Source organism: Pseudomonas sp. Pseusp10, from assembly GCF_059492225.1.
Genome location: NZ_CP168528.1, coordinates 5,122,460 through 5,135,109, shown reverse-complemented (window position 1 = coordinate 5,135,109; position 12,650 = coordinate 5,122,460). Strand labels below are relative to the sequence as shown.

Sequence of the window (12,650 nt, the reverse complement as noted above, 5' to 3'; positions counted from 1 at the left end):
CATTCACTTGAGCAACTCCCGGCAGACCGGTTTGTCGTGAGGCACGCCCAGCAGTTCGCAAACGGTGCCGCAGATCTCGGTCTGTTTCGGCGCGGCGCCGGCGTCGAAGCTGAATGCGTCACCGAGCACGAACAACGGCACCTCACGTTCTTCCGGCAGGAGGCCGTTGTGGGAACGGTCGTTGTTCATACCGTGGTCGGCGGTGACCAGCACCTGATAGCCGGCATCGAGCCAGCCTTGCAGGTAGTCGGCCAGGATGATGTCGGCCGAGCGCGCGCTGTTGCGGTACTGCGGTGTGTCGAGGCCGTGCTTGTGCCCGGCGTCGTCGATGTTCATCGGGTGGATCAACAGGAAGTTCGGCGCATGGCGCAGGCGCAGGTTTTCGGCGTCGGCGAACAGGTGCGAGTTCGGGTAGTGATCGTTCCAGTAGAAATGCCCGTGCTGGATCGGCAGATTGGGGTTGTCGGTGTGACGATCCCGGGCCGCCACGAAGGGCGAACGGTTATACAGTTCGCTGACCCAGTGATAGGCCGCCGCTGCGGTCGTCAGGCCGGCAGCGGTGGCGTAGTGATAAATGCTGCGCTGGTTGGACAGACGCGAAACGTTGTTGTGGACGATGCCGCTGTCGATGGGCGGAACGCCGGTCAGGATGCATTCGTAAAGCGGTCGGGACAGGGCCGGCAACTCGCACTCCAGTTTATAGAGCGCGGCGCGTCCGGCGCCGACGTACGCCTGCAGGTGCCCCATGGCGTGGCGGGCGACCTCGTAGTTGAGGCCATCGAGCACGACAAGGATGACGTTGTGCTTCATAGGGGCAAAAACTCCGTGAAACAGATATTCGAAGCTCACTCGATCCACTGTGGGAGCGAGCTTGCTCGCGATGAGGGACTACCATTCAACATCGATGTTGAATATCAGATCGCTATCGCGAGCAAGCTCGCTCCCACAGGGATTCTCATTGGCCCATCAAAAATGGCGGGCTACACGGTTACTGCATATTGATGATGACTTCTTCCTGCCACTTCTGAGGAAGGGCCTTGGAAGTCTTTTCCCACGCATCCGCGTCTTTGATCGGCGTCACTTTCTTGTACTGCTCGTTAGGCAGCAGCTTGGCCTGCACCTCGGCTGGCAGGGTCAGGTGCTCGGCACGAATCGGACGGGCGTTGCCCTTGGCCAGGTTGATCTGGCCGGCGTCGCTGAAGATGTATTCGCGGGCCAGCTTGGCGGCGTTCGGGTTCTTCGCGTACTTGTTGATGATGGTGGTGTAGCCGGAAATCACCGAGCCGTCCGACGGGATCAGCACCACGTAGTCATCCGGGTTGGCCATCTTGGCCTTGTAGCTCAGGCCGTTGAAGTCCCAGACCACACCGACTTCGATTTCGCCTTTTTCCATGGTGGCAATCGTCGGGTTGGACATCGACAGGCGACCTTGCTTGGCGATGTCGGCGAACAGATCCAGGGCAGGCTTGAGGTTTTTCTCGTCGCCACCGTTGGCCAGTGCCGCGGCCAGTACGCCGTTGGCTGCCTGGGCCGCGGTGCTCACGTCACCGATGGAGACCTTGTATTTGCCGGTCTTGAGGTCAGCCCATTTGGTTGGTGCTTCGGAACCGTGCAGCAACTTCTTGTTGACGATGAAAGCGATGGTGCCGGTGTAGGCCAGTGCCCAGTTGCCGTCCTTGTCCTTGGCCCAGGCTGGAACCTGTTCCCAGGTGGAAGGCTTGTAAGGCTGAACCACGCCTTGCTTGACCGCGATCGGGCCGAAAGCTGCACCGACGTCGCCGATATCGGCGCTGGCGTTGTCTTTTTCCGCGGCGAACTTGGCGATCTCCTGGGCCGAGCTCATGTCGGTGTCGATGTGCTTGAGGCCGTACTTGTCGCTCAGGTCTTTCCAGGTGCCGGCCCAGTTGGCCCAGTCATCGGGCATGCCGACGCTGTTGACGGCGCCCTCCGCTTTTGCAGCGGCTTCCAGGGTTTTCAGATCATCAGCCGCCATGGCGGCAGTGCACATTGCGATGGTCGAGCCTAACAGTGATGCCAGGAAAAGCTTTTTCATTCCGAAGCTCCTTGGGTCGTGTTCAACGCTGCGATTGCGGTTTGTGTTGGTCTAGGTCAGCAATACCTGAGCCAATTTAAGGGGGCTGGATGACACTTTGATGTCGCTCGTCGCCCGGGATGACTTTTTGTTGAGCGCTATCGCGGGTGGCCTGCTAAGCGTAGACCATGGTCAAGGCCCCGGCAGGCAAGGGACTTGGCCGATGAATTGCAGGTTGTTGATAGAAGAGGAAGCCAGAGAGTGGCGACCGTTGGGCAGCTTTGTCACATCTCGGTCATCTACGCTGCCTACGCTTGCAGACTATTGAATGAGCCGGTTTGCGCTGCGGTTCTGCCCCGAATTGGTGCTGGTCTAGTCCAGATAGGTAACATTGATGCGTGACGAGGCAACAAAAGCGGTGACAGCCATTGGCCAAGTGCTTCTGGAACAGATCGACCACGGTCTGTTGGCGCCTGGCAGCAAATTGCCGGCCGAGCGCAAGCTCAGTGAATTGTTCGGCACGACGCGGATCACTTTGCGTGAAGCGTTGTTGCAGTTGGAGTCACAGGGGCAGATTTATCGAGAGGAGCGTCGCGGCTGGTTCGTCTCGCCGCCACGCCTGGCGTACAACCTCATGCAGCGCAGCCACTTTCACGCGATGGTCAGCGCCCAGGGGCGGGTTCCGTCCACCGAGGTGATTTCGGCGCGATTGCAACCGGCATCCGCGGCGGTCTGTGCCTGGCTGCAATTGCCGGCGCTGTCGAGCGTGATCCAGATCTGCCGCTCGCGGCGCATCGACGGGCGGCTGGTGCTGTATGTGGAACACTATCTGAACCCGCAGTACTTTCCGGGGATCCTCGATTTCGATTTGAATCAGTCGATCACCGAGTTGTATGCGCGGCATTACGACTTGCACTACGGCCGGGTGCGCTTCGAGATTGTGCCCACGGCGTTGTCGGTGGATGCGGCGGCGGCATTGAAGGTATCGGTGGGTAGCCCGGGCTTACAGATTGCCCGGGTCAACTATGACCAGCATGAGCGGTTGATCGACTGCGACCTGGAGTTCTGGCGGCATGATGCGATTCATGTCGGTGTGGATGTGGTTTAGCGTCCGACCTTCCTGTGGGAGCGAGCTTGCTCGCGATGGTCGTTAACGATTACGCGTGTTTACTGGCTAAACGCGGTGTTCTTGAGTTCATCGCGAGCAAGCTCGCTCCTACACGGGCTATTCATTCTGCTGGCCACCACCCGCGGTAACCACCTGAATGCTCATCCGCGGTGTCGCCAGATCCAGTCCGGCTTCATCCATATGTCGTTTCAGCGAAAGATTGAACGCCCGTGAAACCTCCCACTGCTTGATTGGCGCGGTCTTGAAGCGGGCGCGAAGGATTGCGTTGCCCGACTCGAAACTTTCCACCCCCTGAAACTCCAGCGGCGACCAGATATTGCGTCGTTGCAGCGGATCGGTGCGCATTTTCTGGGCGACTTCGCGCATCAGTTTGATTGCGTTGTCGATGTCCATGCTGGCGGGCACTGCTACGCGGAAGATCGCGTAGCCGAATTCCCTGGAGTAATTCTTGATGCTTTTGATTTCGCTGAACGGAATGGTGTGGACGATGCCATCGATATCTCGCAGGCGCACGGTGCGGATGGTCAGGCCTTCGACTGTGCCGAGGTGGCCGCCGACATCCACGTAGTCGTCGATGGCCAGTGAGTCTTCGATGATGATGAACAACCCGGTAATCAGGTCGGCCACCAGTGATTGTGCGCCAAAACCAATGGCCAGACCGATCACACCGGCACCGGCCAACAGCGGTGTGACGTTCATGCCCATGTTCGCCAGCGCGACAATCAACGCAACGATGAAAATCGCCACGAACAGCACGTTGCGAATCAGCGGCATCATCGTTTGCGCGCGGGCATTGGCCAGGCCTTTGCGCGAGCGGGTGAGGGCGTGGTGCACGGCGGTGTCGCTGAGAATCCAGATCAGCCAGGCGAACAGCAGCGTACCGGCGAGGCTGAACAGTTTGACGCTGACTTCATGGCCATCGCCTTCAGTGAAGCGGATCAACGACATGCCCCAGACCCGCAGGCCGAGCTCGATAAAGGCCAGCCACACCAACAGGTGGAGGATGGTGTAGAAGAAGTTTTTCAACCGTTCCGAATACACGGCGTAACGCCGGATGCCGCGCTGGGGCTTGAGGGCGTGGCGGCGTACCAGGCCGTTGATGACCATGCACAACACCAGCAACACGGTGCAGATCAGCGACTGGCGCAGGGCAGTGCTGGTGTCACCGGCGGAAATGAACGTCGCGAACAGGGAAATGGCCACCAGCACCAGCGCCGGTACGTACCAGAAGGTGCCGAGAATCGACAGGGTGTCGTTGAGGGCGCGGCGGGTCAGGCGTCGGGACAGCGGCTGGTTGCGGATCAGGTGGGCGATCGGGCGGCGGAAACGCAAGATGAACCGGGCGGTGGACAATGCTGCGAGGACGTTGGCAACCGTGGCAGCAGTGTGGGCCAGATGGCTGCCGAGGCTGTCGACCAGTTTTGGATCGCTCAGCGCTTCGCCAAACGCGGCGAAGCTGCCGATCAGCCACAGCGGCCGAAACGCCTGGTGCCGCAGAATGTACAAGGCGCGGTGGCGGTGTGGACCGTCGAGCAGGGAAAAGGCAATCACGCAGATGGCCGAGAAGCAGGTGCCGACCACCAGTGCGTAGGCCAGCACCATGGCCAGGCTTTTACCCAGGGACGAGGGCAGGGCGTAGCTCATGTAAACCGTGATCACCAGGGCGATCAACCATGGCCCGAGCTTGCGCAAGGCGAAGCGCAACATGTCCAGGGCTCGGGGGTGCTGCGGCAGTTCTTCGGTCAGGCCGAAACGCATCCGCACGCGGTGGCTTATCCAGATCAGTGCGGCGGCCAGCAGGCTCCAGACCATCAGGATCATGGCAAAGGCAAGGAGCATGGGTAGCCATTCATTGGCCGGCAGCGCCAGCGCCACCAGTTCTTCCTTGGCCTGATCGAACTCGCTGGACCAGCGAGTGAGCGGACTGTCGTCGCCGGAAAATTTCTTCTCGATAGTGGCCAGGGTTCCGCCAATCAAGCCCAGCACGCCTTCTTCGGTAATCGGCTGGGCCTTTTGGGTGGCGTCACGGAGCTTTTTCAGATCGGCCAGCAGTTTGCTGCGTTGCTGATCGTTCTCCAGTGACTTGATCACTTCGTCCAGGGATTGCCCCAGCGGTTCCTGTGCTTCGGGCTGCGCCTTGGCCTGGCCGCTGAGCAGGCTTGGCAGGCCGACCGCCTGGGCAGGCGCCACTGGCAGCAGCGTCATCAGGCAGACAAGGAAAAAATACGGCAGGGCAAAAAGACGAACGAACACTAGGCGGTCAACCTCGCAAGGAGCGGATCGACCGAGTGTACGAGCCCGTCAAAATCAATGCGAGCCAAGGGTGATGAATTATTCGTTGAGTTTGGCGAGGATCTTGATCACCACGGTCGCGAGGATGCTCAGCATGCCGATCCACATGGTGAACACACCGGCATTTTTGTCGCGAAAGTTGAAGCCGACGGCCAGCAGGATCATCCCCGCAAGAATCGGGACCAGCATGGCGTGAAAGGTAGACATCGAAATCATGGAGACAGCCTTGTCGAAGGGATACTTGAAGTCTAGGCGGCTTTTGACGCGGCAGGTGTGTGATGTGTGTAGGAGCGAGCTTGCTCCGGGCGGCGATCCGACGATGATCGTCAGGGCGCCGCGTTTATCCAGAAAACACGGGTAATCGTTAGCGTCCATCGCGAGCAAGCTCGCTCCTACAGAGTATTGCGGGGGTTACGGCAATTCGCGGCAGGCGTAGAACGCGCTCAGCACCTTGACCAGATGCGCCAGGTCATGGCTGCCGCACAGTTCGCGGATCGAGTGCATGGCGAACGTCGGCAGGCCGATGTCCACAGTGCGTACACCCAGATGGCTGGCGGTGATCGGGCCGATGGTCGAGCCGCAGCCCATGTCGCTGCGCACCACGAAACTCTGCACCGGCACTTCTTCAGCCATGCACAGATGGCGGAAGAATCCGGCGGTTTCGCTGTTGGTGGCGTAGCGCTGGTTGCTGTTGACCTTGATCACCGGGCCGGCATTGAGTTTCGGGCCGTGGTTGGCATCGTGTTTGTCGGCGTAATTCGGATGCACGCCGTGGGCGTTGTCAGCCGAGACCAGCAGGGATTTCTGAATGGTGCGTACGAATTCATCACCTTCAGGCAGCAGGCGACGCAAGGTTTGTTCAAGCATCGGGCCATCGGCGCCGCAGGCCGAGCAGGAACCGACTTCTTCGTGGTCATTGCAGACCAGCACGCAGGTTTCATCGGTGTCGGTCGTCAACAGCGCTTGCAGGCCGGCGTAGCACGACAGCAGGTTGTCCAGGCGCGCGCCAGCGATGAAATCACCGTGCAGACCGATGACCGCAGCGCTTTGGGTGTCGTAGAAGCTCAGCTCGTAATCGAGCACTACGTCGGCGTTCAGGCCGTGTTCGCGGGCGAGTTGATCGGTGAGCACCGCGCGGAAGTCCACTCGCTCGTCACCGGCAAATTGCGCGAGGATCGGCGGCAGTTCGGTCTGGGCGTTGATTGCCCAGCCCATGTTGGCTTCACGGTTGAGGTGAATCGCCAGGTTCGGAATGATCGCGACCGGAGCCTTGAAGTCGATCAACTGGCTCTCGACCTTGCCATCACGCCGGAAGGTTACGCGGCCGGCCAGGGACAGATCACGGTCGAACCACGGCGCCAGCAGCGCGCCGCCATAGACTTCGACGCCCAACTGCCAGAAGCCCTGGCGTTGCAGCTCCGGTTGCGGCTTGACGCGCAGGCACGGGCTGTCGGTGTGGGCGCCGACCAGGCGAATACCGCCATGCAGCGGCGAATGACGGCCCATTTTGATTGCGACAATCGAAGAGTCGTTGCGGGTGACGTAGTAGCGACCGTTGGCTTCGGTATACCACGGCTCGCGCTCGTCGAGGCGTTGATAGCCCGCCGCTTCCAGGCGCTGAACAAGGCTGGCGGTGGCATGGAACGGGGTAGGGGAGGCCTTGAGGAAATCGATCAGGCCTTGGTTCAACTCTTCGCGCATAAAGTAGCTCCAGACAGCAGTGGCGCCAGTTTAACGTATTGGCTTGGTAAATGGCGTCGCACTGATTGTGGGGCTGGCCATCGAAATCGAATCTGGAGGAGATCCCTGTGGGAGCGAGCTTGCTCGCGATGGCGGAGTGTCAGCCAGCATCAATGTTGGATGTGCCGGCCTCATCGCGAGCAAGCTCGCTCCCATAGGGTTTTGCGTTTGCCAGTCAGCATTGATGTCGCCTGGCACGACGCCATCGCGGGCAAGTCGGATCGCCGCACCGCCGCTCCCACAGGGATTACATCTGTTTCAGAACGGTGCCGGGCACTCGAAGCGCAGGCGCTCGCCACTTTGCGGATGGGTGAAGGTGAGCATGCTCGCGTGCAGGCACAGGCGCGGCCAGGCTGCCAGTGCTTGTTCATGGGCATAGAGCCCGTCGCCCAGCAGCGGATGACCGATCGAGAGCATGTGTACGCGCAACTGGTGGGAGCGGCCGGTGATCGGTGTCAGTTCGACGCGGCACCAGTCGCCGCAACGTTCGAGCACACGCCAGAAGGTCAATGCATGTTTGCCGAATTCGTGATCGACCACATGCCGTGGTTTGGTCGGCGGGTCGTAGCGCAAGGGCAGGTCGATGCTGCCGCTGTCCAGTTCCGGCTGACCCCAGCACAGGGCGGTGTAGGCCTTTTCGGTTTCGCGGTCGTGAAATTGCCGGGACAGCTCGCGATGGGTGTCCGGGTCGCGGGCCAGCAGGATGATGCCGGAAGTTTCCCAGTCCAGCCGATGGACGATTCGCGCTTCCGGGTAGCCGTTTTCCTGCAGGCGGGTGATCAGGCAGTCCTTGTTGTCATCGGCCCGGCCAGGGACAGAGAGCAACAGGGTCGGCTTGTTCACCACCAATACGGCGGCGTCCTGATGGATGATGTGAACGTTGGACAACGGCATTAAAACAGCCTCGTAACAAATGCCAACGGCGGCTGCAGGAGCGAGCTTGCTCGCGAAGGAGTGTCAGCGAAATCAATGTGGCTGACACATCTTCGCGAGCAAGCTCGCTCCTGCAACCGCCGTGGCTCCTGGCGGATCGACTCAGCGATCTGGCAGGGTGATATTGAGTTCCAGAATCGAGCAGCTGCCCTGGCTTTCCAGTGCGACATGCACGTCATCGGACCCGATATTGACGTACTTGCGGATCACCTCGACCAGTTCTTTCTGCAAGGCCGGCAGGTAGTCCGGGGTACTGCGTTGGCCGCGTTCGTGCGCCACGATGATCTGTAGACGCTCTTTCGCTACCGACGCGGTGCTTTGCTTTTTGTTGGCACGAAAGAAGTCAAAAAGGTTCATTGCTTAGTTGCCTCCAAACAGGCGCTCGAAGAATCCCTTCTTCTGTACATCGAGGAATCGATGATCCACGGTCTTGCCCAGCAGGCGGTCAACGGTATCGCTGTAGGCCTGGCCGGCATCGCTCTGGTCGTCGAGAATCACTGGAACACCCTGGTTGGATGCCTTGAGCACCGCCTGGGATTCAGGGATCACGCCGAGCAGGGTCACCGAAAGGATTTCCTTGACGTCTTCTACGCCGAGCATTTCGCCTTTGCTCACACGTTCCGGGTGATAACGGGTAATCAGCAGGTGTTCCTTGATCGGGTCTTCGCCGCGTTCGGCACGACGGGACTTGCTGGCCAGCAGGCCGAGCATGCGATCGGAGTCACGCACCGAGGAGACTTCCGGGTTGGTCACGACGATCGCTTCGTCAGCGAAGTACATGGCCAGGTGGGCGCCTTTCTCGATACCTGCCGGGGAGTCGCAGACCACGAACTCAAAGTCTTCCTTGAGTTGCATCAGGACTTTTTCCACGCCTTCGACGGTCAGCGCGTCTTTGTCGCGGGTCTGGCTGGCGGCCAGCACGTAGAGGTTTTCCAGGCGCTTGTCTTTGATCAGGGCCTGTTGCAGGTTGGCTTCGCCGTTGACCACGTTGACGAAGTCATACACCACGCGGCGCTCGCAACCCATGATCAGGTCAAGGTTACGCAAGCCCACGTCGAAGTCGACGATAACTGTTTTGTGACCGCGCAGAGCGAGGCCGGTACCGATAGCGGCGCTGGTGGTGGTCTTACCCACACCACCCTTGCCGGATGTAACCACGAGAATCTTGGCCAAGGTGTTTCACCCCTAAGGAAGAAGGACTTTTCAGTCCCTGAAAAACATCTCCTGAAAAACTACTGCAGTCGGACAGCCTTGGCTGGAATCCGGTTTTGAGCGGCGTTTACCCCCGGTAAACACTGCTTTTGGCCTTTTTCCTACTTCGTTTGAGCCGTTTTCGCTACGTTTTAGAGATGCTTGGAAAATGCGGCAGTATCCGTTAAAGCCGAATGATGTTCAACACGTCGCCGGACAGGCTGACCTGCACACCCGAACCCCATAACGGGTCGCGGCGCAGATCTTCGGAAACCTTGTAATGCCCGGCGATGGAAATCAGTTCAGCACTCATTTGCTGACAGAAAATCCGCGCCTTGGTGTCGCCCTTAACGCCGGCCAACACGCGACCCCGCATCGGGCCGTATACATGGATGTTGCCATCGGCGAGAAGTTCCGCCCCCGGGCTGACCGAGGAGATCACCACCAGATCGCAGCCCTGGGCATAAATCTGCTGACCACCACGTACTGGCGAAGTGATGATTTTTGTCGGCTTGATGGCCGGCTCGGGCGGTTTTTCCGGTTTTTTCTTCGGCTCGCCTTCGGTCAGGTCCAGTGGCCGTTCCCGGGCGCCGGACGGTGGCAGCACCGGCAAGTCCACCGCAATGGCGGCGGCGATGTCTTCGATGCGGCTGGCGCGGATCGCCAGGGTGCGCAGGCCATGCTGGCGGCAAACGCGCATCAGACCTGGCAGATCGACCGCGCCTTCGTTGGCCGGGAGTTTGTCCAGGGCCAGTACCAGCGGCGCATTGCTGAAGAAGTTGGGCGCCTGGGCGACCTTGGCGGCCAGTTGCCGATCAAGGCTTTCGAGGTCGTTACGGGCCAGTTCCAGCACCGTAATGGCCAGCATGCTGCCCTTCAACTGGAACACGGGATCTTGGTCTAGCGGTTCGGTTTGGCTCATGGTCGGCATACAACGACTTGTCACTAAAAGTGCCGAGACTTATAACGAGAACGCCCGCAGGCCGCAAGCCGGGTCGAACGATGTAGAATGCGCGGCCATTGTCATTCCGGAAGCATTAATGGACCGCCCGCGTTTTCGAAAAGCATTTCTATCTCCACGTTTCTGGCCGCTATGGTGTGGCTTGGGGCTGTTGTGGCTGATCGTCCAGTTGCCGTATCCGGCACTGTTGTGGATCGGTCGTGTTCTGGGTGCATTGATGTATCGGGTGGCCGGCGACAGACGGCGCATCGCCAAGCGCAACCTGGAACTGTGTTTTCCTGAAAAAAACGCCGCCGAGCGCAAACGCCTGCTCAAGGAAAACTTCGCCTCCACCGGCATCGCTTTTTTTGAGATGGCGATGAGTTGGTGGTGGTCGCGTAAACGCCTGGCGAACCTGGCTCATGTCGAAGGGCTGGAGCATTTGCAAAAGGCCCAGCGCGAGGGCAAGGGCGTGATCCTGATGGCGCTGCACTTCACGACGCTGGAAATCGGTGCCGCGTTGCTTGGCCAGCAGCACACCATCGACGGCATGTACCGCGAGCACAAAAATCCACTGTTCGACTACATCCAGCGCCAGGGCCGCGAGCGCCACAATCTCGACTCGCTGGCGGTGGAGCGCGAAGACGTGCGCGGCATGCTCAAATTGCTGCGCTCGGGCCGGGCGATCTGGTACGCACCGGATCAGGACTACGGCGCCAAGCAAAGCATTTTCGTGCCGCTGTTCGGCATTCAGGCGGCGACCGTCACCGCCACGAGCAAGTTTGCGCGGTTGGGCAAGGCACTGGTGGTGCCGTTCACCCAGGAACGCCTGGCGGACGGCAGCGGTTATCGCCTGGTGATTCATGCGCCGCTCGAAGGCTTCCCCGGTGAAACCGAAGAAGACGACTGCATCCGCATCAATCAATGGATCGAAGCCGTTCTGCGCGAACATCCCGAGCAATACCTGTGGGCCCACCGCCGCTTCAAGAGCCGTCCACCGGGCGAGCCCAAGCTGTACGCCAAACGCGGTTGAATCCCGCTCCCCTGTAGGAGCGAGCGTGCTCGCGATGGTGGTCAACGATAACGCGGGGCACCTGACACCCCGCGGCGTTTTCACGACCATCGCGAGCAAGGGAACAGGTCGAAACAACGAAATTCCATCAAGCACCATGGAGAGTTGTGCATGAGTCCAGGCGAACCGGTTACAGGGTTGATTCTTTCCGGCGGCGGGGCTCGGGCGGCCTATCAGGTCGGGGTGCTGGCGGCGATTGCCGAATTGCTGCCGCCGGGGGCGAGCAATCCGTTTCCGGTGATTGTCGGCACCTCGGCGGGCGCGATCAACGCAGTCAGCCTCGCCAGCGGGGCAATGGACTTTCGTAGCGCCATCGAACACCTGACGGCCTTCTGGCAAGGCTTTCGCAGTCATCTGGTGTTGCGCAGCGACTGGCCCGGGGTGATCCGCCAGGCCAGCCGCTTTGTCAGCCACAGTTTGCTTGGCATCGGTGCACACATGCCGGTGGCGTTGCTCAACAGTTCTCCGCTGCGGCATTTGCTCCATGACAAGCTGCATATGGGCGGCATCGCCGAAGCGATTGCACAGAAGCAATTGCATGCGGTGGCGGTCACCGCGTTCGGCTATGAGTCCGGTCAGGCAGTCACCTTCTATCAGGGCGGCGGCAAGATTGACGCCTGGTTGCGCCATCGACGCATCGGCGTTCCAACCCAACTTTCCGTTGAACATCTACTCGCCAGTTCGGCCATTCCGCTGCTGTTCGCTCCGGTGAAAATCGGCGAAGAGTATTTCGGTGATGGCGCGGTGCGTCAGTCGGCGCCGATCAGTCCGGCGCTGCATCTGGGTGCCAGTCGGGTGCTGGTGGTGGGCGTCAGCGGCAACCCCCGCGGGTTCGACCCGCAACAACCCTTGCAGCGCAGCTACACCGGTCAGCAGCCGACACTGGCGCAAATCGGCGGGCACATGCTCAACAGTACGTTCATTGACAGCCTGGAAAGTGATATCGAACTGTTGCAGCGTCTGAACCAGTTCAGTCGCCTGATGCCCGACGGTACGCCAACCCGTGCCTTGGGCGTGGCGCCGGTGGACGTGCTGGTGATTTCACCGAGCCAGCCGATCGACGAGATTGCCGCACGCCATCGCCAGGAACTGCCACCGGCGCTGCGCCTGTTCTTGCGCGGGCCGGGTGCGACCAAGACCAGCGGGGCGGGGGTATTGAGCTATCTGCTGTTCGAGGCGGGGTATTGCAGCGAATTGATCGAGCTGGGGCGGCGCGATGCGTTGGCCAAGCGTGGGGAGTTGTGCCGGTTTCTGGGGCTCCCGGTGGCTGAGGCTGTTTGAACTGTCAGATCTGACAGTAGATGGGGTTACGTTTTCCGAT

12 protein-coding genes are annotated in these 12,650 nt (G+C 60.2%); 3 read left to right on the top strand and 9 right to left on the bottom strand.

What is annotated here, in order from left to right:
- Nucleotides 1-3: 3 nt before the first annotated feature.
- Nucleotides 4-810 carry an alkaline phosphatase family protein gene (locus ACEN8Z_RS23350; protein WP_495595818.1) on the bottom strand — a complete coding sequence of 269 codons (807 nt, stop codon included), beginning with the start codon at nt 808-810 and terminating at the stop codon, nt 4-6.
- A gap of 178 nt (nt 811-988) precedes the next feature.
- A complete protein-coding gene (locus ACEN8Z_RS23345; RefSeq protein WP_495595817.1) occupies nt 989-2,053 on the bottom strand; it encodes an ABC transporter substrate-binding protein in 1,065 nt (354 codons plus the stop codon).
- A 373-nt stretch (nt 2,054-2,426) separates the two neighbouring features.
- Here ACEN8Z_RS23345 and ACEN8Z_RS23340 point away from each other — a divergent pair, with 373 nt between their 5' ends.
- Nucleotides 2,427-3,140: a UTRA domain-containing protein gene (locus tag ACEN8Z_RS23340; protein ID WP_495595816.1), complete on the top strand. Its 714-nt coding sequence runs from the start codon at nt 2,427-2,429 to the stop codon at nt 3,138-3,140.
- 117 nt (nt 3,141-3,257) lie between these two features.
- Here ACEN8Z_RS23340 and ACEN8Z_RS23335 read toward each other — a convergent pair whose 3' ends face one another.
- The 7 genes from ACEN8Z_RS23335 to minC all read right to left on the bottom strand — a co-directional run bounded on the left by ACEN8Z_RS23335 (nt 3,258) and on the right by minC (nt 10,239).
- Entirely contained in the window at nt 3,258-5,414 is a 2,157-nt protein-coding gene (locus ACEN8Z_RS23335) for a mechanosensitive ion channel family protein (protein WP_495595815.1), read from the bottom strand.
- A 78-nt stretch (nt 5,415-5,492) separates the two neighbouring features.
- Nucleotides 5,493-5,669 carry a hypothetical protein gene (locus ACEN8Z_RS23330; RefSeq protein WP_007999677.1) on the bottom strand — a complete coding sequence of 59 codons (177 nt, stop codon included), beginning with the start codon at nt 5,667-5,669 and terminating at the stop codon, nt 5,493-5,495.
- A gap of 195 nt (nt 5,670-5,864) precedes the next feature.
- On the bottom strand, nt 5,865-7,154 hold the full coding sequence (locus ACEN8Z_RS23325) for a M18 family aminopeptidase (protein WP_007999675.1): 1,290 nt from the start codon (nt 7,152-7,154) through the stop codon (nt 5,865-5,867).
- Between the two features lie 297 nt (nt 7,155-7,451).
- Nucleotides 7,452-8,087, bottom strand: a complete 636-nt coding sequence (locus ACEN8Z_RS23320) for an RluA family pseudouridine synthase (protein ID WP_007988158.1) — start codon at nt 8,085-8,087, stop codon at nt 7,452-7,454.
- A 141-nt stretch (nt 8,088-8,228) separates the two neighbouring features.
- Nucleotides 8,229-8,483, bottom strand: a complete 255-nt coding sequence (gene minE, locus ACEN8Z_RS23315; RefSeq protein WP_007974947.1) for a cell division topological specificity factor MinE — start codon at nt 8,481-8,483, stop codon at nt 8,229-8,231.
- Nucleotides 8,484-8,486: 3 nt separating this feature from the next.
- Nucleotides 8,487-9,299, bottom strand: a complete 813-nt coding sequence (gene minD / locus ACEN8Z_RS23310; protein ID WP_007974946.1) for a septum site-determining protein MinD — start codon at nt 9,297-9,299, stop codon at nt 8,487-8,489.
- 202 nt (nt 9,300-9,501) lie between these two features.
- The gene (gene minC, locus ACEN8Z_RS23305) at nt 9,502-10,239 is read right to left on the bottom strand and encodes a septum site-determining protein MinC (protein ID WP_033051854.1); all 738 of its coding nucleotides are present in this window, start codon (nt 10,237-10,239) and stop codon (nt 9,502-9,504) included.
- Between the two features lie 118 nt (nt 10,240-10,357).
- Between minC and ACEN8Z_RS23300 the strand changes: the two genes are divergently transcribed.
- Both ACEN8Z_RS23300 and ACEN8Z_RS23295 read left to right on the top strand, forming a co-directional pair.
- The gene (locus tag ACEN8Z_RS23300; protein ID WP_007993098.1) at nt 10,358-11,290 is read left to right on the top strand and encodes a lipid A biosynthesis lauroyl acyltransferase; all 933 of its coding nucleotides are present in this window, start codon (nt 10,358-10,360) and stop codon (nt 11,288-11,290) included.
- 150 nt (nt 11,291-11,440) lie between these two features.
- Nucleotides 11,441-12,610, top strand: a complete 1,170-nt coding sequence (locus ACEN8Z_RS23295; RefSeq protein ID WP_495595814.1) for a patatin-like phospholipase family protein — start codon at nt 11,441-11,443, stop codon at nt 12,608-12,610.
- Nucleotides 12,611-12,650: the final 40 nt, after the last annotated feature.